Source organism: Pseudomonas sp. 22526 (assembly GCF_052044735.1).
In the GTDB taxonomy this organism is placed as follows: domain Bacteria; phylum Pseudomonadota; class Gammaproteobacteria; order Pseudomonadales; family Pseudomonadaceae; genus Aquipseudomonas; species Aquipseudomonas piscium.
Genome location: NZ_JBQENK010000012.1, coordinates 163399 through 184733 on the forward strand (window position 1 = coordinate 163399; position 21335 = coordinate 184733).

At 64.0% G+C, this 21335-nt stretch carries 15 protein-coding genes; 10 read left to right on the forward strand and 5 right to left on the reverse strand.

Features of this window, described 5'->3' with window-relative positions:
* Positions 1–59: 59 nt before the first annotated feature.
* The gene (gene betT / locus ACTJKT_RS19615; RefSeq protein WP_440788226.1) at positions 60–2057 is read right to left on the reverse strand and encodes a choline BCCT transporter BetT; all 1998 of its coding nucleotides are present in this window, start codon (positions 2055–2057) and stop codon (positions 60–62) included.
* A gap of 425 nt (positions 2058–2482) precedes the next feature.
* Between betT and betI the strand changes: the two genes are divergently transcribed.
* The 9 genes from betI to yccS all read left to right on the forward strand — a co-directional run bounded on the left by betI (position 2483) and on the right by yccS (position 16556).
* Positions 2483–3076: a transcriptional regulator BetI gene (betI, locus tag ACTJKT_RS19620; RefSeq protein WP_007925978.1), complete on the forward strand. Its 594-nt coding sequence runs from the start codon at positions 2483–2485 to the stop codon at positions 3074–3076.
* Positions 3077–3185: 109 nt separating this feature from the next.
* On the forward strand, positions 3186–4658 hold the full coding sequence (gene betB / locus ACTJKT_RS19625) for a betaine-aldehyde dehydrogenase (protein WP_440788227.1): 1473 nt from the start codon (positions 3186–3188) through the stop codon (positions 4656–4658).
* A 154-nt stretch (positions 4659–4812) separates the two neighbouring features.
* Complete coding sequence (gene betA / locus ACTJKT_RS19630; protein WP_097306653.1) at positions 4813–6516, forward strand: choline dehydrogenase; 1704 nt, start codon at positions 4813–4815, stop codon at positions 6514–6516.
* A gap of 366 nt (positions 6517–6882) precedes the next feature.
* Positions 6883–8325: a TldD/PmbA family protein gene (locus ACTJKT_RS19635; protein WP_440788228.1), complete on the forward strand. Its 1443-nt coding sequence runs from the start codon at positions 6883–6885 to the stop codon at positions 8323–8325.
* A complete protein-coding gene (locus tag ACTJKT_RS19640) occupies positions 8325–9662 on the forward strand; it encodes a TldD/PmbA family protein (RefSeq protein ID WP_440788229.1) in 1338 nt (445 codons plus the stop codon). Before ACTJKT_RS19635 ends, ACTJKT_RS19640 begins: the two co-directional genes overlap by 1 nt.
* 164 nt (positions 9663–9826) lie before the next feature.
* Positions 9827–11257 (forward strand): multidrug transporter subunit MdtD, encoded by a 1431-nt coding sequence (gene mdtD, locus ACTJKT_RS19645; protein ID WP_440788230.1) that lies wholly within the window; start codon positions 9827–9829, stop codon positions 11255–11257.
* 225 nt (positions 11258–11482) lie between these two features.
* On the forward strand, positions 11483–12820 hold the full coding sequence (gene dbpA / locus ACTJKT_RS19650; RefSeq protein ID WP_230589677.1) for an ATP-dependent RNA helicase DbpA: 1338 nt from the start codon (positions 11483–11485) through the stop codon (positions 12818–12820).
* 103 nt (positions 12821–12923) lie between these two features.
* A complete protein-coding gene (locus tag ACTJKT_RS19655; RefSeq protein WP_440788231.1) occupies positions 12924–14102 on the forward strand; it encodes an NAD(P)/FAD-dependent oxidoreductase in 1179 nt (392 codons plus the stop codon).
* A 261-nt stretch (positions 14103–14363) separates the two neighbouring features.
* Entirely contained in the window at positions 14364–16556 is a 2193-nt protein-coding gene (gene yccS, locus ACTJKT_RS19660) for a YccS family putative transporter (RefSeq protein ID WP_440788232.1), read from the forward strand.
* A gap of 108 nt (positions 16557–16664) precedes the next feature.
* Here the strand turns inward: yccS and ACTJKT_RS19665 are convergent, their stop codons facing one another.
* The gene (locus tag ACTJKT_RS19665) at positions 16665–17402 is read right to left on the reverse strand and encodes a substrate-binding periplasmic protein (protein ID WP_025807247.1); all 738 of its coding nucleotides are present in this window, start codon (positions 17400–17402) and stop codon (positions 16665–16667) included.
* Between the two features lie 274 nt (positions 17403–17676).
* On the opposite strand from ACTJKT_RS19665, the gene ACTJKT_RS19670 reads away from it, so the two are divergent.
* On the forward strand, positions 17677–18129 hold the full coding sequence (locus tag ACTJKT_RS19670) for a GNAT family N-acetyltransferase (protein ID WP_038636152.1): 453 nt from the start codon (positions 17677–17679) through the stop codon (positions 18127–18129).
* Between the two features lie 66 nt (positions 18130–18195).
* Here the strand turns inward: ACTJKT_RS19670 and ACTJKT_RS19675 are convergent, their stop codons facing one another.
* From ACTJKT_RS19675 to ACTJKT_RS19685, 3 genes are read right to left on the reverse strand one after another with little or no spacing between them, the layout of a single operon-like run.
* Positions 18196–18492: a winged helix-turn-helix domain-containing protein gene (locus ACTJKT_RS19675; RefSeq protein WP_025807245.1), complete on the reverse strand. Its 297-nt coding sequence runs from the start codon at positions 18490–18492 to the stop codon at positions 18196–18198.
* Positions 18493–18514: 22 nt separating this feature from the next.
* On the reverse strand, positions 18515–19027 hold the full coding sequence (locus tag ACTJKT_RS19680; protein ID WP_440788233.1) for a M48 metallopeptidase family protein: 513 nt from the start codon (positions 19025–19027) through the stop codon (positions 18515–18517).
* Positions 19028–19069: 42 nt separating this feature from the next.
* Positions 19070–21193 carry a putative bifunctional diguanylate cyclase/phosphodiesterase gene (locus ACTJKT_RS19685; protein WP_440788234.1) on the reverse strand — a complete coding sequence of 708 codons (2124 nt, stop codon included), beginning with the start codon at positions 21191–21193 and terminating at the stop codon, positions 19070–19072.
* Between the last annotated feature and the right edge of the window lie 142 nt (positions 21194–21335).

Consider the following 21335-nt stretch of genomic DNA (forward strand, 5'->3'; position numbering starts at 1 on the left):
GGCTTGCCCGCGATGAATGCGACGCGGTGTAACAGGGCTACACCGCGCCCCCTCACCTCTTAGCTATAAACCCGGCCAAGGAGCTGCCGATGGCTTTCAAACTGATCGAGCACGTCACGGGTGATCTGCTCCTGAGTGAAGCCCATCAAGTCGTATTCCTGACTGCCGTTGTGCAGGTAGACCTCGGCGCGGTAGTAGCGCGCACGCTCCTCCGGCGCATCGGCCGATTCGCTCGGCGCCGCCAGATAGCCGTCCAGGCTCACTTCATAGACGAAAGGGTTGCCCTCTTCCATCTCGATCCGCACGCCCATGCAGCGCTTGGACTTGCCCAGCAGGGTTTGCACATCCAAGCCCTGGTTGCGCAGCTGGGTAGCGGCTTCTTCCAGTGCCGGCGTCACGTGCTTGTCCATGAACCGCTGAACCACCGCCTGGGTCGGCTGCAGGTCCAGCTGGGTCAGGCGCTCGCTGAAACCACGACGGCCACGGGCCGCCAGTTCCGCCTGCTCCTGTTCGATCTGCGTGTCCTGGCGCATGGCCTTGTGCAGGCCGAACATGAAGCACACCAGCACCACCGAGAACGGCAGGCCGGCCAGCACCACCATGGTCTGCATGGCTTCGAAGTTACCGGCGAACAGCAGGCCGACGGTCACCAGGGTGATCACCACCGACCAGAAGATCCGCAGCCAGTGCGGGGCGTCTTCGTCGACATTGCCGCCCTTGCAGGACAGGTTAGCCATCATCACCGCGCCGGAGTCGGCCGGGGTCAGGAACAGCACGAAGCCGACGAAAATCGACACACCGATGACAATCTTCGACGCCGGGTAATGGTCCAGCAACTGGTAGATCGCCATGGACGGCTGTTCCAGCGCCGTCTTGCCCAGCTCCACCGCACCATGGTTCATCACCAGGTCCAGGGCCGAGTTACCGAACACCGACAGCCAGGCCAGGGTGAAGCCCAGCGGAATCAGCAGCACGCCCGCCACCAGCTCGCGCACGGTACGGCCACGGGAAATACGCGCGATGAACATGCCGACGAATGGCGCCCAGGAAATCCACCAGGCCCAGTAGAACAGGGTCCACAGGCCCAGCCAGCGGTCGGACTTGGCGCTGTCGCCTTCGTACACGTAGAGGTCGAAGGTCTTGAGCACCACACCGTTGAGGTAGTCGCCGACGTTTTGCACGAAACCGTTGAGCAGGTGCAGGGTCGGACCAAACAGCAGCACGAAGATCAGCAGGCCGCTGAACAGCACGATGTTCAGGTTGGACAGGCGGCGGATGCCGTTTTCCACACCGGATACCGCGGCGATGGTGGCCACGGTACTCATGACGATAATCACGATCAGCAGGTTGGTGTTGCTGTGTTCCATGCCGAACAGGTTTTCCAGGCCGGAAGACACCTGCATCGAGCCGATGCCCAGGTTGGTCACCAGGCCCAGCAGGGTCACGAACATGCCGAAACCGTCCACCGCGTGGCCGGCCGCGCCCTTGACCCAGCGCTCGCCCACCAGCGGATACAGCGCCGAACGCAGCGCCAGCGGCTGGTTGTGACGGTAGGCAAAGTAGGCCACGGCCAGGCCGACCAGGGCGTAGATCGCCCAGCCGTGCAGGCCCCAGTGCAGGAACGTCAGCTGCAGCGCCTGGCGCGCGGCCTGGTTGCTGCCCGGTACGCCTTCAGGCGGGTTGAAGTAGTGGTCCAGCGGTTCGGAAGCGCCGAAGTACAAGAGCGAGATACCGATACCGGACGAGAACAGCATGCCGGCCCAGGCGCCATAACTGAAATCCGGGGTGTCTTGCTTGGTCCCCAGCTTGAGCTTGCCATAGGAGGAAAACGCCAGGCCGACGACGAAGACCAGGTAGGCGGCGATCACCACCATGTAGTACCAGCCGAAGCTGCGGGACAACCAGGCCTGGGCAATGCCGAGCAATCTGCCGGCCTCTTGCGGGGCGATGATCAGAATGGCGGTCAGCAACAGGATCAGCGCGGTAGAGGTGTAGAACACCCAACCGTTGACCCGCACCTTTTCCGGTGGGGTCTTTATAAGAGAGGCAGAACTCATGGCACAGATGCTCCAGGCAGTGCGAGAGAAGAACACAAGGCAACACGGCACCCGACCAATCGGTTAGTTGGCAGCCGACCGACGGGTGATATAAAGACACCCCGAAAAAAGCCCGAACCTGCAGGAGTTGCGTTGAGAACCAGCGTCGAAGGCCGAGTGCAAACGTGCAGTTCGTCACCTGGCCTTAAGCGTCTTGCCCATTCAACACATCCGTCCTCGCTGGCTCACGCTATGCCCTGCTTGGGTTTCAGACTTTTTCGGAGGTCGCTTTTCCGCCATCTACACGCAGGAAGGACCTGGAGGCAGCGACGATTTGTCGCAGATCTTATTCTTTGTTGATTGAACGTTCAATCAAAACAAAATAGACTGGCCCTCACGCCGGTAGCCGTTTCACGACTGCCAGCAGGCCTAAGGAGATGTGCAAGATGCCCAAGGTCGGTATGCAACCCATACGCCGCCAGCAGTTGATCGAAGCCACGTTGCTGGCGGTCGATCAGGTCGGGATGGGGGACGCCAGCATTGCGCTGATCGCCCGTTTGGCCGGTGTCTCGAACGGCATCATCAGTCACTACTTTCAGGACAAGAACGGCCTGATCGCCGCCACGGCGCAGTATCTGATGAGTGTCCTCAGCGAGAACGTCACCGCGCGCCGTCAGGCGCTGGAGGACAGCAGCCCGCGGGCGCACCTCCAGGTGATCATCGAAGGCAACTTCGACGCCAGCCAGGTCAATGGCCCGGCAATGAAAACCTGGCTGGCCTTCTGGGCCACCAGCATGCACCACCCGTCTTTGCACAGGTTGCAGCGGATCAACGATCACCGCCTGTATTCCAACCTGTGCTGCCAGTTCCGCCGCGTCCTGCCGCTGGATGATGCACGCAGCGCAGCGCGAGGCCTGGCAGCCCTGATCGACGGTTTGTGGTTGCGCGGCGCGCTGTCGGGAGATGCTTTCGACACCGAGCAGGCGCACCGGATCGCTTACGAATACATGGATTTCCAACTGGCTAAGCAGGAGCGCTAGAGCACATTACAAGACGCTCGGCCCCCTGAACTGCCACTGACCAGCACGCCCAGGCTACATGGCGTGCCCAGTGGTTAACGCCAACCACTTATGCACTTGCGAGGACTATATGGCCCGTTTCGAACTGCAAAAACTCTACATTGACGGCGGCTACACCGACGCCGGCAGCGACGCCACCTTCGACGCCATCAACCCGGCCAACGGTGAAGTCCTCGCTCAAGTGCAACGTGCGACTAAAGAAGACGTCGAGCGCGCTGTCGTCAGCGCCGAGAAAGGCCAGAAGATCTGGGCTGCCATGACCGCCATGGAGCGTTCGCGCATCCTGCGTCGCGCCGTGGACATCCTGCGCGAGCGCAACGACGAACTGGCTGCCCTGGAAACCCTGGACACCGGCAAGGCCTACTCCGAAACCAAGTATGTCGACATCGTCACCGGCGCCGACGTGCTGGAATACTACGCAGGCCTGGTACCGGCCATCGAAGGCGAGCAGATCCCGCTGCGCACCACTTCGTTCGTCTACACCCGTCGCGAGCCGCTGGGCGTCGTGGCCGGTATCGGCGCGTGGAACTACCCGATCCAGATCGCCCTGTGGAAATCCGCGCCAGCCCTGGCGGCCGGTAACGCGATGATCTTCAAGCCAAGCGAAGTCACCTCGCTGACCACCCTGAAACTGGCCGAGATCTACACCGAAGCCGGCGTTCCGGCTGGCGTGTTCAACGTCCTGACCGGTAGCGGCCGCGAAGTCGGCACCTGGCTGACCGAACACCCGCGCATCGAGAAAGTCTCCTTCACCGGCGGCACCGACACCGGCAAGAAGGTCATGGCCAGCGCTTCCAGCTCCTCGCTGAAAGACGTGACCATGGAACTGGGCGGCAAGTCGCCACTGATCATCTTCGACGACGCCGACCTGGATCGCGCCGCCGACACTGCGATGATGGCCAACTTCTACAGCTCCGGCCAGGTCTGCACCAACGGCACCCGCGTCTTCGTACCGAGCCACCTGAAAGCCGCTTTCGAAGCCAAGATCGTCGAGCGCGTCGCGCGCATTCGCGTTGGCAACCCGGAAGACGAAAACACCAACTTCGGCCCGCTGGTCAGCTTCGCCCACATGGAAAGCGTGCTGGGCTACATCGCCAAGGGCAAGGAAGAAGGCGCCCGCCTGCTGTGCGGCGGCGAACGCCTGACCGACGGCGCATTCGGCAAAGGCGCTTTCGTGGCACCGACCGTGTTCACCGACTGCACCGACGAGATGACCATCGTTCGCGAAGAAATCTTCGGCCCGGTGATGAGCATCCTGACCTACGAAACCGAAGAAGAAGTGATCCGTCGCGCCAACGACACCGACTTCGGCCTGGCCGCCGGTGTGGTAACCCGCGACCTGAACCGCGCGCACCGCGTGATTCATCAGCTGGAAGCCGGTATCTGCTGGATCAACGCCTGGGGCGAATCCGACGCCAAGATGCCGGTCGGTGGCTACAAGCAGTCGGGTGTTGGCCGCGAGAACGGCATCAGCTCGCTGAACAACTTCACCCGCATCAAATCGGTACAGGTCGAGCTGGGCGACTACGCCTCAGTGTTCTAAGGCGAAATTCGCTTCGCCTGCGAGGCCGTCTTCGCGGGCAAGCCTCGCTCCTACAGAAGCACGCAAATCTCCTGTAGGAGCGGAGCTTGCCCGCGATCGAGTGCGCAGCACTCGCCATGGCCAGACCTGACCAACTCCAAAGAGGGTGCATTCAATGTCCCAAGAATACGATTACATCATCATCGGTGCCGGCTCCGCCGGTAACACCCTGGCGACCCGTCTGACCGAAGACGAAGGCGTCACCGTGCTGCTGCTCGAAGCCGGCGGCCCGGACTACCGTTTCGATTTCCGTACCCAGATGCCTGCCGCCCTGGCGTTCCCGCTGCAAGGCCGCCGCTACAACTGGGCCTACGAAACCGATCCAGAGCCGTACATGAACGGCCGCCGGATGGAATGCGGTCGCGGCAAGGGCCTGGGCGGCTCTTCGCTGATCAACGGCATGTGCTACATCCGCGGCAACGCCATGGACTACGACGGCTGGGCCAAACTGCCAGGCCTGGAAGACTGGACCTACCTGGACTGCCTACCGTACTTCCGCAAGGCGGAAACCCGTGACATCGGCCCGAACGACTACCACGGCGGCGAAGGCCCGGTCAGCGTGACCACGCCGAAAGCCGGCAACAACCCGCTGTTCCACGCCATGGTCGAAGCCGGCGTGCAAGCCGGTTACCCGCGTACCGAAGACCTCAACGGCTACCAGCAGGAAGGTTTCGGTCCGATGGACCGCACCGTGACGCCTAAAGGCCGTCGCTCCAGTACCGCTCGCGGCTACCTCGACACCGCGAAAAAGCGTTCGACCCTGAGCATCGTCACCCACGCCCTGACCGACAAGATCCTGTTCGAAGGCAAGCGTGCGGTTGGCGTGCGTTACCTGGTCGGCTCCGCCGAAGAGCGCGTCGAAGCCCGTGCCCGCAAGGAAGTGCTGGTGTGCAGTGGCGCAATCGCTTCGCCACAACTGCTGCAACGTTCCGGCGTCGGCCCGCGTGCCCTGCTGGAAAGCCTGGACATCCCGGTGGTCCATGACCTGCCGGGCGTCGGCGAGAACCTGCAGGACCACCTGGAGCTGTACCTGCAGTACGCTTGCACCCAGCCAGTCTCGCTATACCCGTCGCTGCTCTGGTACAACCAGCCAGCCATCGGTGCCGAGTGGCTGTTCAACGGCACCGGCATCGGCGCCAGCAACCAGTTCGAAGCCGGCGGCTTCATCCGCACTCGCGAAGAGTTCGAATGGCCGAACATCCAGTACCACTTCCTGCCGGTGGCGATTAACTACAACGGCAGCAACGGCGTACAGGAACACGGCTTCCAGGCGCACATGGGCTCCATGCGTTCGCCAAGCCGCGGGCGGATCCAGCTCAAGTCGAAGAACCCGCGCGACTACCCGAGCATCCTGTTCAACTACATGGCCACCGAGCAGGACTGGCAGGAATTCCGCGACGGCATCCGCCTGACCCGGGAAATCATGCAACAGCCGGCACTGGACGCCTTCCGCGGCCGCGAAATCAGCCCGGGCATCGAAGTGCAGACCGACGAGCAGCTGGATAAATTCATCCGCGAGCACGCCGAAACCGCATTCCACCCATCCTGCTCGTGCAAGATGGGCACCGACGACATGGCCGTGGTCGATGGCCAGGGTCGCGTGCATGGCATGCAGGGTCTGCGCGTGGTCGATGCCTCGATCATGCCGATCATCACCACCGGCAACCTGAACGCGCCGACGATCATGATGGCGGAGAAAATCGCCGACAAGATCCGTGGCCGTCAGCCTCTGCCACGCAGCAAGGCGGCCTACTACGTGGCGGGCGATGCCCCGGTACGTGGCAAGCCGGTACGCGAAGTGAGCGCTACCGCGCAGTAACGTCGAACGGCGCCGATCGCAACGATCGGCGCCGTTTTGCTGTATCCGGCCTGTAGCCGCTGCCGCAGGCTGCGATCGGCGGCGAAGCCGACGCAAACCAGTCACCCCGATTCATCAGGCATTGACCCGATCGCCGAATCACAGCCATTGGCCACAACTACAGTTCTCCAACATTTCCTCCCCCTTCCCCGCTTGATACCGCCTATCGCGCAGGCCTAATCTAGGCGCTCGCCAGCACTCCCCAAGACCTTTTCGACCTTGCCGCAAAGCCCTTCGGGCTTTATCGCGAGCAATCGAGCGTCGACCGGCTGCTCCTACAGAAAACCTTGGCCCGAAGCTACTGCTGTTCACATGGAGGTTCCTCACATGTTCGATTTCCACCCCCAGCTCAAGCAGCGCTTCGCTGCCTTGCGCACGGGCGCCGAATTCTTTTCCCTGCGCTACGTGCGCGAATCCGGCCAGTACCTGTCGGTGCGCAAGAACGTGGCGGAGCCGCCGAGCCTGAGCCGCGACGAAGGCGCGATGCTCACCGTGCGGGTCAATGGCGTCGAGGCTTACGCCGCGACCAACGACCTGTCGCAAAACGGCCTGCAGGCCGCGCTGCAACGCGCCGAGCAACAGGCCCGGCTGATCGCCGCCCACGCCCTGCTCGACCTGCGCGAACAGCCGGTGTCCAGCGACCGCGCCGATTACTTCTCGCCCAACCTCGAGCAGCCCTTTCCATCCCTGAGCGACTGCTACCAGTTGCTCGGCGACGAGTCCGCGGCCGTGCCCAAGGACGAGCGCCTGGTGAACTGGCAGGTCAGCCTCGGCCTCACCCATGTCGAGCAGATCTACCTCAACAGCGCCGGCGCCGAACTGCGCCAGGCCCAGCGTTTCGTCTACCCGGGCATGGACGTCACCGCCTACGACGGCAATGACAGCCAGACCCGCAGCCTGGGCCGCGAGAACTTCGGCCAGCAGGGCGGCGCCGACGTGATCAGCCGCTGCGGCCTGATCGGTGCCGGAACCCAGGTCGCCGACCAGGCGCTGCAACTGCTGCTGGCGCCCAATACGCCCCAGGGCCCGCGCGACCTGCTGCTGATGCCGGACCAGATGATGCTGCAGATCCACGAATCCATCGGCCACCCGCTGGAACTGGACCGCATCCTCGGCGACGAACGCAACTACGCCGGCACCAGCTTCGTGAAAAGCAGCGACTTCGGCAGCCTGCAATATGGCTCCAGCCTGCTCAACGTGACCTTCGACCCGGATATTCCCGAGCAACTGGCCAGCTACGGCCATGACGACGACGGCACGGCCGCCAGCAAGCAGTTCCTGATCAAGCAAGGCCTGCTGCTGCGCCCGCTGGGCGGCGCGCTCTCGCAATTCCGCGCCGGCCTCGACGGCGTGGCCAACAGCCGCGCCTGCGGCTGGAACCGCCCGCCCATCGACCGCATGGCCAACCTCAACATCGAGCCCGGCGACCAGCCGCTGGCGCAGCTGATCGGCGGTATCGAGAACGGCATCCTGATGTCCACCAACCGCTCCTGGTCCATCGACGATGCGCGCAACAAATTCCAGTTCGGCTGTGAATGGGGTCAGTTGATCGAGAACGGCGAACTCAAGGGCGTGGTGAAAAACCCCAACTACCGGGCGATTTCCGCGCACTTCTGGAAGAGCCTCAGCGCCGTCGGCGACGCCAGCACCTTCAAGGTCCTGGGCACGCCGAACTGCGGCAAGGGCGAACCGAACCAGGTGATCCGCGTCGGCCACGCCTCGCCGGCCTGTGTTTTCAGCAATGTCGATGTATTTGGAGGAGACGCCTGATGAGTACGTCCCTGAATCAGGCCGAGCAGTTCAAGGCTTTGGTGCAATGGCTGCGCGATGCCGTGCGCGAGCCCGAACAGTTCACCCTGAGCTACGCCGCCGAGTCTTCGCAGTTCATCCGCTTCAACCACGCCAAGGTGCGCCAAGCCGGGCAAGTGCAGCAGGCCAGCCTCGGCTTCAAGCTGATCGATGGCGGGCGCCATGCCGACCTCAGCATCACCCTCGCCGGCGACCCGCTGGTCGACATCCAGCGCCTGGCCGAAGGCCTGCAGCAATTGCGCGAGACCCTGCCGCTGCTGCCCCAGGACCCGTACCTGCTGCTCAACCACGACGCCTGGAACACCCACAATGTGCAGGAGCACCCGCTGCCCAGCAGCGAGCAGGTAGTGGCCGAAATCGGCCAGGCCGCCGCCGGGCTGGACCTGGTGGGGTTCTATGCCGCCGGCCCGATCAGCCGTGGTTTTGCCAGCTCCTCGGGGGCCTTTGGCTGGCATCAGGCCAACAGTTTCAACTTCGACTTCAGCCTGTTCCACGAGAATGGCCAGGCCGTCAAAGCCAGCTACGCCGGGCACGAATGGAGCAGCCAAGGCTTCGCCCAGCGCTTCCAGCAGGCCCGGGAACAGCTGGCGTTTCTCGGACGACCGCTGCGCACCCTGGCGCCCGGGCAGTATCGCGCCTACCTGGCGCCGGCGGCCCTGGAGGAAATCATGGGCATGCTGAGCTGGGGCGGTTTTTCCGCCCAGTCCATTGCCAGCAAGCACAGCCCGCTGCAAAAGCTCTATGCCGGCGATGCCAGCCTGAGCCCCCTGGTGTCGCTGGACGAGCAGGTCACTGGTTCATTGAGCCCAGCATTTTCCGATGAAGGCTACCCGCGCAGCGACCTGTCGCTGATCGCCGGCGGCGTCGCCCAGGGGCAACTGATCAACTCGCGCAGCGCCGCCGAATACAGCCTGGCCACCAACGGCGCCGGCAGCGGCGAATACCCCAGCGCGTTGAACATGGCGCCCGGGCAGTTGTCGCAGCAGGACATCCTCAAGCAACTGGGCACCGGCCTGTACATCAGCAACCTGTGGTACCTGAACTACTCGGACCAGCCGGCGGCGCGCCTGACCGGCATGACCCGCTTCGCCACCTTCTGGGTGGAGAACGGCGAGATCCAGGCACCTGTCAGCACCATGCGTTTCGATGACAGCGTCTACAGCCTGCTGGGTTCGCACCTGGAAGGCCTGACCCGGGAGCGCGAGCTGCTGCTGTCGGCCAGCACCTACAGCCAGCGCCAGACCGCCTCGGCGCAGCTGCCGGGCGCGTTGGTGAGCCGGCTGACGTTGACCTTGTAACCGTCATCGCGGGNCCCGCGATGCGATTGCAGGGGCAACCGGTCAATGCTCGATTGCTCGCGGTAGCGGTTGATCTTCGACATCGATGTCGAATGTTATGCCGCTATCGCGAGCAAGCTTCGCTCCTACAGGGGGATAGGTGTTCATAACGAGAAAGAGGTCCCATGCCCAACCGTGCCGAGCTTGACGCCACCACCGCCCGCTGGCTGCCCTGGGTGGTGGCCATCGCCTTTTTCATGCAATCCCTCGACGGGACCATCCTCAACACCGCCCTGCCGGCCATGGCCCGCGACCTGGCGGAAGATCCGTTGCGCATGCAGGGCGTGGTCATCGCCTACATGCTCACCGTGGCGCTGCTGATCCCGGCCTCCGGCTGGATCGCCGACCGCTTCGGCACGCGGAAGATTTTCTTCGGCGCCATCCTGCTGTTCAGCATCGGCTCGTTGCTCTGCGCCCTGTCCAATTCCCTGAGCCTGCTGGTCGGCGCCCGGGTGATCCAGGGCCTGGGCGGTGCTCTGATGCTGCCCGTCGGCCGGCTGGTGGTACTGCGCGCCTACCCGCGCTCGGAGCTGGTGCGGATCATGGGCTTCATCACCATTCCCGGACTGCTTGGCCCGCTGATCGGCCCGACCATGGGTGGCTGGATGGTGCAGTACCTGACCTGGCACTGGATCTTCCTGATCAACCTGCCGGTGGGCGTGATCGGCTGTTATGCCGTCTGGAAGTTCATTCCCGACCTGCGCGGCAGCGAGCGCACACGTTTCGACAGCCTGGGCTTTTTGCTGTTCGGCGCAGCAATGGTGCTGATCACCATCGCCATGGAAGGCCTGGGCGAACTGCACCTGCCACACCTGCGGGTGATGTTGCTGCTGTTCGGCGGCCTGGCCTGCCTCGCGGCCTACTGGCTGCGGGCCGGGCACATCGACAATCCGCTGTTCGCGCCTTCGCTGTTCAAGGTGCGGACCTTTGCCGTGGGCATCCTCGGCAACCTGTTCGCCCGCCTCGGCAGCGGCGCCCTGCCGTTCCTGGTGCCGCTGCTGCTGCAAGTGGCCCTCGGTTATTCACCGTCCCAGGCCGGGATGAGCATGCTGCCGCTGGCCGCCGCGGCGATGCTGGCCAAGTCCATCGCCCGCCCACTGATCGAACGCCTGGGCTATCGCATCGTCCTCACCGGCAACACCCTGGCGCTGGGGATCATGCTCGCCAGCATGGGCCTGGTCACGCAGCAGACACCCTACCCGCTGCTGCTGGGCATGCTGGCGGTGCTGGGGGCGATCAACTCGCTGCAGTTCACGGCGATGAACACCGTGACCCTGATCGACCTCGACGATGCCTCCGCCAGCAGCGGCAACAGCCTGCTGTCGGTGGTGGCGCAACTGTCCCTGAGCCTGGGGGTGGCCTGCGCCGGCGCGCTGCTCGGCGGTTTCACCGCCGAAGTCGGCAACGACGGCGTGAGCACCGTGCTCGGCGCCTTCCAGCTGACCTTCCTCACGGTGGGGATCATGGCGATGCTGGCGGCGGCGATCTTCCTGCAGCTGTCGCCCAAGGATGGCAAACGGGCAAAAGCGCCCCAGGAACAGCACATCGAGCATTGACCGCAACCGACTGCAACCGACGGTAGGAGCGAAGCTTGCTCGCGAGGCGGTGTATCTGNCAAGCTTCGCTCCTACAGGGGATAGGGCGGAATATCTGGCTACTTTTCGTCCAGAAATTGCAGGTAACGGGAGCGGGACTGATACACTGCGCGACATTTTGTTTTGCAGGCCCGTCCCGTGACCACCATTGCCACCGCTTTTAATACTTTGCCGCTGTCCGCCGCCATGCTGGCTAACCTCGACTCACTCGGTTATGCCCAGATGACGCCGGTGCAGGCGCAAAGCTTGCCGGTGATCCTCAAGGGGATGGACCTGATCGCCCAGGCCAAGACCGGCAGCGGCAAGACCGCCGCGTTTGGCATCGGCCTGCTGAACCCGATCAATCCGCGCTATTTCGGTTGCCAGGCCCTGGTGATCTGCCCGACCCGCGAGCTGGCCGACCAGGTGGCCAAGGAAATCCGTCGCCTGGCCCGCTCCGAAGACAACATCAAGGTCCTGACCCTGTGCGGCGGCGTGTCCTTCGGCCCGCAGATCGCCTCGCTGGAACACGGCGCGCACATCATCGTCGGCACCCCGGGCCGCCTGTCCCAGCACCTGCGCAAAGGTTCGCTGAAGCTCGACGGTCTCAACACTCTGGTCCTCGACGAAGCCGACCGCATGCTGGACATGGGCTTCTACGACCCGATCGAAGAAATCATCGCCTACACCCCCGAGCGCCGGCAGACCCTGCTGTTCTCCGCCACCTACCCAGTGGGCATCAAGCAGCTAGCCTCGAAGTTCATGCGCGACCCGCAGCAGGTGAAGGCCGAAGCCCTGCACGCCGACAGCCAGATCGAGCAGCGCTTCTACGAGATCTCGCCGGAAGAACGCATCGACGCGGTGGTCAAGGTGCTGAACCACTTCCGCCCGCAATCCTGCGTGGCCTTCTGCTTCACCAAGCAGCAGGTCCAGGAAACCGTCGACCACCTGACCGCCAAGGGCATGTCCGCGGTAGGCCTGCACGGCGACCTGGAACAGCGCGACCGCGACCAGGTGCTGGCGATGTTCGCCAACCGCAGCACCTCGGTGCTGGTGGCCACCGATGTGGCCGCCCGCGGCCTGGACATCGATGCCCTGGACATGGTGATCAACGTCGAGCTGGCACGGGATTCGGAGATCCACATCCACCGCGTCGGCCGCACCGGCCGCGCCGGCGAGAAGGGCCTGGCGGTCAGCCTGGTGGCGCCGTCCGAAGCGCACCGCGCCCAGGCCATCGAGCAACTGCAGAAGTCGCCCTTGAACTGGGAACAGATCGACAGCCTGAAATCCCAGGGCGGCGGCCCGCTGTTGCCGGCCATGAGCACCCTGTGCATCGGCGCCGGGCGCAAGGACAAAGTGCGTCCGGGCGACATCCTCGGCGCCCTGACCGGTGAAGCCGGCATCCCCGGCACCCAGGTCGGCAAGATCGCGATCTTCGACTTCCAGGCCTATGTCGCCGTGGACCGCGGCATCGCCAAGCAGGCCCTGCAACGCCTGAACAGCGGCAAGATCAAGGGCCGTTCGCTGCGCGTGCGCATCCTGTAATACCACCACGCTCTTGTAGGAGCGNNCGCGTTATCGTTCATCGCGGGCAAGCCTCGCTCCTACGGGAACGGGGTTGCTGCGACACTTGTGTGAGGACACCGTTTTGCGCTCTACCGAAGTCGTGATCATTGGCGCTGGCGCCGCAGGGTTGATGTGCGCGCTGACCGCGGCCGGTCGTGGTCGCCAGGTGATGCTGCTGGACCACGCCAACAAGGCCGGCAAGAAGATCCTTATGTCCGGCGGTGGGCGCTGCAACTTCACCAACATGTACACCGAGCCCGGCAACTTCCTCTCGCAGAACCCGCACTTCTGTAAGTCGGCCCTGGCCCGCTACACCCAGTGGGACTTCATCGGCCTGGTGGCCAAGCACGGCGTGCCGTACCACGAGAAAAAGCTCGGCCAGCTGTTCTGCGACAACAAGTCCAGCGACATCCTCGGCATGCTGCTCGACGAGTGCGACCAGGTCGGCGTGCAGCTGCACCTGGACACCTCGATCCAGCAGATCGAGAAGCTCGACGCCGGCTACCTGCTGGAAACCACCCTCGGCCAGCTGCAGTGCGAATCCCTGGTGATCGCCACCGGCGGCCTGTCGATTCCGACCCTGGGCGCCACCGGCTTCGGTTATCAGGTGGCCAAGCAGTTCGGCCACGAGTTGCTGCCGACCCGCGCGGGCCTGGTGCCGTTCACCATCACCGACCAGCTCAAGGAGCTGTGCGGCGAGTTGTCCGGCACCTCGGTGGACTGCCTGGTGAGCTGCAACGACATGAGCTTTCGCGAGAACATCCTGTTCACCCACCGCGGCCTGAGCGGCCCGGCGATCCTGCAGATTTCCTCGTACTGGCAACCCGGCGACATGCTGGAGATCAACCTGCTGCCGGACCACGACGTGCCGGGCTGGCTGCAACAGCAGCAGGCCGAACGTCCCAACAGCGAGCTCAAGACCCTGCTTGGCGAGATCTTCACCAAGAAGATGGCCAGCCTGCTGGCCGACAGCTGGTTCGTCTCCAAGCCGATGAAGCAATACACCCACGCCGAACTGGCGGACATCGCCAGCAAGCTGGCGAGCTGGCAACTGGTGCCCGCCGGCACCGAGGGTTATCGCACCGCCGAGGTGACCCTGGGCGGCGTCGACACCCGCGAGGTGTCGTCCAAGACCATGGAATCGCTGAAGAGCCCGGGGCTGTATTTCATCGGCGAGGTGCTGGACGTCACCGGCCACCTGGGCGGCTTCAACTTCCAGTGGGCCTGGGCCTCCGGCTACGCGGCCGCACAGTACGTCTGAAGCGCCGGCATCCACCTGACCTGTAGCCGCTGCCGCAGGCTGCGATAGGTCCGCAGGACCTCAGGGGACGTCAGATCGCCGCGCCCCTTCGGGTCGATCGCAGCCTTCGGCAGCGGCTACAGTGAGCGTCCGGCAACACGCCGGATGAACACTCCGGCTCCGGGCGGGAACAGAATTTGCTGTCGGATGTGACGACCCCATTGCGCGGTCGTCAATACTGGCTCAATTTAGCGGCATCGCCCCGGAAGGCTTTCTCACTTCATGTCATCGACCAGCTTTCGTCAGTCACTGCGGCGCCTTTGGGCGCTGGATAAATTCAGCTACAGCGTGCGGGTGTTCATCGCTCTGACCGGGAGCATGGCGCTGTGCTGGTACCAGGACGAAATGGCTTTGTTGATCCCGCTGTTCCTGGGGATTATCGCCAGCGCCCTGGCCGAGACCGACGACAGCTGGCAAGGCCGGATCAATGCCCTGGCCGTGACCCTGGTGTGCTTCAGCGTCGCCGCCCTTTCCGTCGAGTTGTTGTTCCCCTACCCCTGGATCTTCGTCATCGCCCTGGCACTGGCCAGTTTCGGCCTGACCATGCTCGGCGCCCTGGGCGAACGTTACGGGGCTATTGCCTCGGCGACGCTGATCCTGTCGGTCTACACCATGATCGGCGTGGACCAGCGCGGCGGCGCCGTCACCGACTTCTGGCACGAACCGCTGCTGCTGGTGGCCGGCGCCGCCTGGTACGGCCTGCTGTCGGTGCTGTGGCAGGCGATGTTTTCCAACCAGCCGGTGCAGCAGAGCCTGGCGCGCCTGTTCCGCGAGCTGGGCTATTACCTCAAGCTCAAGTCATCGCTGTTCGAACCGATCCGCCAGCTGGACGTGGAAGCGCGCCGGCTGGAACTGGCGCAGCAGAACGGCCGGGTGGTGGCGGCCCTGAACGCCGCCAAGGAAATCATCCTGCACCGGGTCGGCAACGGCCGGCCGGGCTCGAAGGTCAGCCGCTACCTGAAGCTGTACTTCCTCGCCCAGGACATCCACGAACGCGCCAGCTCGTCCCACTACCCCTACAACGCCCTGGCCGATGCCTTCTTCCACAGCGATGTGCTGTTCCGTTGCCAGCGCCTGCTGCGCCAGCAAGGCAAGGCTTGCCGGGCTCTGGGCGAGTCCATCCAGCTGCGCCAGCCCTTTGTCTACGACGCCAGCTTCGCCGAGGCCCTGAGCGACCTGCACGCCTCCCTGGAACACCTGCGCATCCAGAGCAACCCGGCCTGGCGCGGCCTGCTGCGTTCGCTGCGGGCGCTGGCCGCCAACCTCGGCACCCTCGACCGCCTGCTCAGTGACGCCAGCAACCCCGACGCCCTCGCCGACGCCACCGACAGCAGCCTGCTGGACCGTTCGCCGCGCAACCTCAAGGACGTCTGGACCCGCCTGCGCACCCAGCTGACCCCGACGTCGCTGCTGTTTCGCCACGCCCTGCGCCTGCCCCTGGCCCTGACCATCGGCTACGGCATGGTGCACCTGATCCACCCGTCCCAGGGTTACTGGATCATCCTCACCACGCTGTTCGTCTGCCAGCCGAACTACGGCGCCACGCGGCGCAAGCTGGGCCAGCGGATCATCGGCACCGCCATCGGCCTGGTGGTCGCCTGGGCGCTGTTCGACCTGTTTCCCAGCCCGCTGGTGCAGTCGCTGTTCGCCATCGCCGCCGGGGTGGTGTTCTTTACCAACCGCACCACCCGCTACACCCTGGCCACCGCCGCCATCACCATCATGGTGCTGTTCTGCTTCAACCAGGTGGGCGACGGTTATGGGCTGTTGCTGCCGCGCCTGTTCGATACCCTGCTGGGCAGCCTGATCGCCGGCCTGGCGGTGTTCCTGTTCCTGCCGGACTGGCAGGGCCGACGCCTGAACAAGGTGCTGGCCAATACCCTGACCTGCAACAGCATCTACCTGCGCCAGATCATGCAGCAGTACGCGGCCGGCAAGAGCGACGACCTGGCTTACCGCCTGGCCCGGCGCAATGCCCACAACGCCGACGCGGCGTTGTCCACCACCCTGGCCAACATGCTGATGGAACCCGGGCATTTCCGTAAGGAAGCGGACGTGGGCTTCCGCTTCCTGGTGCTGTCGCACACCCTGCTCAGTTACCTCTCCGGCCTCGGCGCGCACCGGGAAACCCAGTTGCCGGCGGAAGTCCGCGAACAGTTGATCGACGGGGCCGGGGTCAGCCTGGCCAGCAGCATCGATGAAATCGCCCAGGGCCTGGCGAACAAGCAGCCGGTGGCAATCCAGAGCGATGCCGAAGAAGCCCTGGCCAACGAGCTGGAGCAGATGCCGGATGAGATCGATGAAAGCCAGCGCCTGGTGCAGACCCAATTGGCGCTGATCTGCCGCCAACTGGGCCCCTTGCGGACCCTGGCGGCACACCTGATCAAGGACACTGGCGAAGAACAGGCCGCGTAGCCGCTGCCGCAGGCTGCGATCGCCTCCGCAGGAGGCGCAAGCTATCAAGCACGCCGCAGGTTTCGGCCTTGGCGTCCAGCCTGCGGCAGCAGCTTTAATGACGCCTTTTCACATCCCGTGCTGGCGCAGCAAGCGGTCGTAGCTGCCGTCGGCTTTCATCGCTTCGATCTCCCGATCGAACTTCGCCACGATCTGCGCATGCTCGGGGTTCTTCAAGCTGACCAGGATATGCAGGCCGTTCTCGCTCAGGGAATTGGGCAGGAACTCCACCGCATTGCGCACCCGCGGCGACTCCCGCGCCAGGTAATAGCGAGCGACATATTCGTCCTCCAGGGTCAGCTTGACCCGGTCGGCCGCCAGCATGCGCACCGCCATCGCGAAGTTGTGCACCAGGACCTTCTGCAGTTCCGGATCGCTGTCGAAATCGGGGGAGTAGGCATAACCACGCACCACCGCGATGGGGTACTGGTGCAATTGCTTGAGGCTGGTGTATTCGATGGGTGCATCCTTGCGCCGGATGAAACGCACCCGATTGACCAGGTACTCCGAGGAGAACTGCCCCAGCTGGGTGCGCGCCTCATTGAACCAGGCATTCACCAGCACGTCGTAACGGCCCTCGCCGACGCCGAACAGGGCCCGCGCCCAGGGCACCTGTTCGAACTCGCTGGCGTAACCGGCCCGGGCCAGCGCGGTGCTGACGATATCGGTGGCCAGCCCGCCGTTGACCAGCGTCGCATCCGTAAAGGGTGGCCAGGCGTCGGCCACCAATCGCAATTTTTCCGCATAAGCGCTCTGGCCCAGCAACAGCAATCCGATCAAAGCAAAAGCTCGATGCAATCGCAGCATGCTAAAAGATCCTTAGCGGGCGGACAGCCCTGCGTGTTTTTTGCCCAGACTCGAGGTCCTGCGGCCGGTGGACGGCCGCGACCCAGCTCCTAACAGTAGCTTATGGGCGCCACTGCACAGCGCTTCAGCGCAGATTACACAAAGAAGACAGTCGCGAACCAACGCGATGATGGCATTTTGACCTACCTCACAGAATCGCCACTGCGCTGCCAGGCAAGACAAGCCACCCGCCAGGCGCTTAACATCCGGGCACAGCTTTCCAAAGGATGAAACGATGACAATCGAATGGGTCTGCAAACACCACACCGATCTGGGCAAGGAGCAGCTGTACGCGATCCTGCAGTTGCGTACCGAAGTCTTCGTGGTCGAGCAGAAATGCGCCTACCAGGAAGTCGATGGCCAGGACCTGGAAGGCGACACCTGCCACCTGATGGCCTGGGACGATGACCAGTTGGTGGCCTACCTGCGCCTGCTCGACCCGGTCTCCCAGGGTGGCGACGTGGTCATCGGTCGCGTGGTGATCGCCCCGCAGGCACGGGGCAAGGGGCTGGGCCATGAACTGATGGAGCACGCCCTGAAACAGGCGCAGAAACACTGGCCGCAAACGCCGATCTATCTGTCGGCACAGGCCCATTTGCAGGGGTATTACGGGCGCTACGGCTTCAACGTGGTGGGCGAGGAGTACCTGGAAGACGATATCCCGCATATCGGCATGCGCCGCAGCTGATATCGCGATCGCGAGCCTGCTGCAGCCAGCAGGTTCGCATCCGCACCAACGGGCTGCCGAGATCCCTCAGGGATACTCCAGCACCGCCTTGATCCGCGACAGATTCGCCTCGATCCAGCCCTTGTCGATCGCGCCCCAGCTTTTGATCCGATAGCTGCCGGCATGATTGCGTGCGCCGTCCTGCTGCTCGAACTCACAGAGGATATCCAGATCCGCCAGGGCGGCGATGGTGTCCTGCGCCGTGCGCCGCGGCATGCCGGTCGCCTCGGTCAGGGCCGGGACGTTGCTGGCCAGGCCGCTGTCGATCAGATAGGCCACGTACAGCCGGCGGTAAAAACTGCTCTTGGTCTTGCTCACGTCCATCGCCCGCTCCTTGTGCCCGGGGTCACTCGGCCCCGCCCTGGCGCGCTTGCAGGTCGCGCCAGGTCAGGTAGACCCGCAGATCGAATTCCAGTTGGTGATAGCCCGGCAGCATGTGCTCGCAGAGCTTGTAGAAGGCCTTGTTGTGCTCGCTTTCCTTGAAGTGCGCCAACTCGTGGACGACGATCATGCGCAGGAATTCCGGCGCCGCCTCCTTGAACAATGAGGCGATGCGGATTTCCTTCTTGGCCTTGAGCTTGCCGCCCTGGACCCGCGAGGTCGTGGTGTGCAGGCCCAGGGCGCGGTGCGTCAGGTCCAGGCGGTTGTCGAACAACACCTTGTCGATGGCCGGGGCATTGCGCAGGTACTCCTGCTTCAATTCCAGGGCATAACCGTACAGCGCCTTGTCGCTCTGCACCCCGTGCTTGCCGGGGTAACGCTGGCTCAGGTAATCGCCCAGCCGCCCTTGCGCGATCAGCTGGCGCACTTGTTCTTGCAGGGTGGCGGGATAGGCCTGGAGGTATTTCAACGCGGTCATGGGGCGGCAACGCAATCACGAAAGGCCGCCAGTGTAGCGAATTCAACCCGGCAACGCGCTCCAGTCGAAGGGCTCGGCGAAGCGCTCGACATCCGCGGCGATCGACGGCCGCGCCACCAGGAAACCCTGCACGTACTCGCAGCCGTTGGCCTGCAGCCAGCGGTACTGTTCCAGGGTTTCCACGCCCTCGGCGATCACCAGCACACCGAACGCCTTGCACAGGTCGATCACGCAGCGTGCCAGCGTCGCGTCCCGCGTCGAGCCCGGCAGCCTGGCGATCAGGTGGCGGTCGAGCTTGAGGGTATCGAGCTCCAGGTCCCGCAGGTGGGCCAGCGAACAGGCGCCCGAGCCGAAATCGTCCAGCGCCACCCGCACCCCGAGACTGCGCAACAGGCGCAGCTGCTTGCGCGACTCATCGAGGTTCTGGGTCAAGGCATCCTCCGTGACTTCGACCTCCAGCTGCCGCGGTTCCAGGCCATGCCGCTCCAGGACCTGGCGCAGTTCGGTGGCCAGGTTCGGCATGGCGAACTGGGTGCCGCTCAGGCTCACGGCCAACACAGTCTGTTCGGCGAACAGCGTTTTCCAGGACGCCCGCTGGCTCGCACTCTGCTGGTAGATCCAGCTGCCCAGGCGACTGATCAGCCGCGCTTCCTCCAGCAGCGGCAGAAACAACCCCGGCGGCACATCGCCGACGCTCGGATGCCGCCAGCGCAACAAGGCTTCGAAACCGCGCAGGCGCCCATCGGCAATCGCCACCTGGGGCTGGTACACCAGGTTGAACTCCTTGCGCTCGACCGCGCTGCGCACACTTTCCTCGAGCATCAGCCGCGAACGGGCGCGGCCGTTCATTTCGTGGTCGTAATAACGGTACTGCTGGCGCCCGGCACGCTTGGACTCGTACATGGCGATGTCCGCCGCGCGCATCAGGCCATCCAGGTTGGAACCGCAATCGGGGTAGATGGCAATACCGATGCTGGCCCCCAGGGCGACATCCAGGCCGTCGATCTGCTGACAGATGGATATCCGCTCGATGAGCTTCTCGGAAATCTTCGCCGCCTGTTCCGGGAACTCCAGCTCCAGCAAGGCGGTGAACTCGTCGCCGCCCATGCGCGCCAGGATGTCGAAGGAACGCAGGCAGGCCTTGATCTGCTCGGACACCCAGCGCAGCACCCGGTCCCCCGCGTCATGTCCCAGGGAATCGTTGACCCGCTTGAAACCATCCAGGTCCAGGTACAGCAGTACCAGCGACTTGTCCGAACGCTCGCTGCGCAACAACACGCTTTCCACCGTCTGGTAGAAGCCGCGGCGGTTGAGCAGGCCGGTCAGCGGATCGGTCACCGCCTGGTATTCCAGTTGCTGATGCAGGTGGCGGACTTCCGACATGTCGAGCAGGGTCACCACCATCGCCTTCTGCTCGCTCGGCAGCGGCGCGCAGGACAACGCCACCGACACCTGCTGGCCCGGGACGGTACGCAAGGTGGCGTCGTGCAGGCGGTAGGTCTCGCCCTTGCGATAGCTGGCAAACAGTTCGGATTCGTCCCACAGCGGTACATGGGGCTTTTGCAGATAGTCGAGCAGCGCCGAGCCCTCCAGCTCGCTCACCGGGGCGTTGAGCAAGCGCGAGATCGCCGGGTTGGCGAAACGGACGATCCCGCCTTCGTCCACCACCAGAATCCCTTCCGCGGCGTTGTCCAGCACCGAGGCGTTGAAGGCCCGGGCGTTCTCCAGGTCGTGGCTCAGGCGCTGCAGCGCGCGGCGATTGCGCTGCTGTTCCAGCAACGCCTGGACCTTGGGCTTGAGGATCTGCGGGTCGAACGGCTTGAACAGGTAATCCACCGCGCCGCTGGCGTAGCCCTTGATCACGGCGTCCTTGGACTGCTCGTTGGCGGTGAGGAAAATGATCGGGGTCAGGCGGGTTCGCTGGCTGCCGCGCATCAGGCGAGCCACTTCGAAACCGTCCATTTCCGGCATCTGCACATCCAGCAACACCAGATCGATGTCGTGTTCCAGTAACAGACCCAGGGCCTCGACACCCGAGGCGGCGGTCATGACCTGCCAGTCGTGGCGCTGCAAGAGGGCTCGCATGCTGAGCAGGTTTTCGGGGTAATCATCAACAATCAGTAAGACCGAGCTGGCTTCACCTGGCCGAGTTTGCGCGCATTCCATGCTGCTTCTCTTGTCTGTGTAGGGCCGGCCTGCGAAGAAGACCGGACAAAAACTGAGCCTTCACTCTAGACCCGGATCCTGCAAAGCAGAAGCTGTCACAGCGCCATCATTTAGCCAAAGCCCCAGGCTCCCGACTAACGGT

Excerpts from the sequence above, each read along its gene's own strand:
- betT (WP_440788226.1), bottom strand. The coding sequence starts at position 2,057 with ATGAGTTCTGCCTCTCTTATAAAGACCCCACCGGAAAAGGTGCGGGTC.
- betI (WP_007925978.1), top strand. The coding sequence starts at position 2,483 with ATGCCCAAGGTCGGTATGCAACCCATACGCCGCCAGCAGTTGATCGAA.
- betB (WP_440788227.1), top strand. The coding sequence starts at position 3,186 with ATGGCCCGTTTCGAACTGCAAAAACTCTACATTGACGGCGGCTACACC.
- betA (WP_097306653.1), top strand. The coding sequence starts at position 4,813 with ATGTCCCAAGAATACGATTACATCATCATCGGTGCCGGCTCCGCCGGT.
- ACTJKT_RS19635 (WP_440788228.1), top strand. The coding sequence starts at position 6,883 with ATGTTCGATTTCCACCCCCAGCTCAAGCAGCGCTTCGCTGCCTTGCGC.
- ACTJKT_RS19640 (WP_440788229.1), top strand. The coding sequence starts at position 8,325 with ATGAGTACGTCCCTGAATCAGGCCGAGCAGTTCAAGGCTTTGGTGCAA.
- mdtD (WP_440788230.1), top strand. The coding sequence starts at position 9,827 with ATGCCCAACCGTGCCGAGCTTGACGCCACCACCGCCCGCTGGCTGCCC.
- dbpA (WP_230589677.1), top strand. The coding sequence starts at position 11,483 with ATGCTGGCTAACCTCGACTCACTCGGTTATGCCCAGATGACGCCGGTG.
- yccS (WP_440788232.1), top strand. The coding sequence starts at position 14,364 with ATGTCATCGACCAGCTTTCGTCAGTCACTGCGGCGCCTTTGGGCGCTG.
- ACTJKT_RS19665 (WP_025807247.1), bottom strand. The coding sequence starts at position 17,402 with ATGCTGCGATTGCATCGAGCTTTTGCTTTGATCGGATTGCTGTTGCTG.
- ACTJKT_RS19670 (WP_038636152.1), top strand. The coding sequence starts at position 17,677 with ATGACAATCGAATGGGTCTGCAAACACCACACCGATCTGGGCAAGGAG.
- ACTJKT_RS19675 (WP_025807245.1), bottom strand. The coding sequence starts at position 18,492 with ATGGACGTGAGCAAGACCAAGAGCAGTTTTTACCGCCGGCTGTACGTG.
- ACTJKT_RS19680 (WP_440788233.1), bottom strand. The coding sequence starts at position 19,027 with ATGACCGCGTTGAAATACCTCCAGGCCTATCCCGCCACCCTGCAAGAA.
- ACTJKT_RS19685 (WP_440788234.1), bottom strand. The coding sequence starts at position 21,193 with ATGGAATGCGCGCAAACTCGGCCAGGTGAAGCCAGCTCGGTCTTACTG.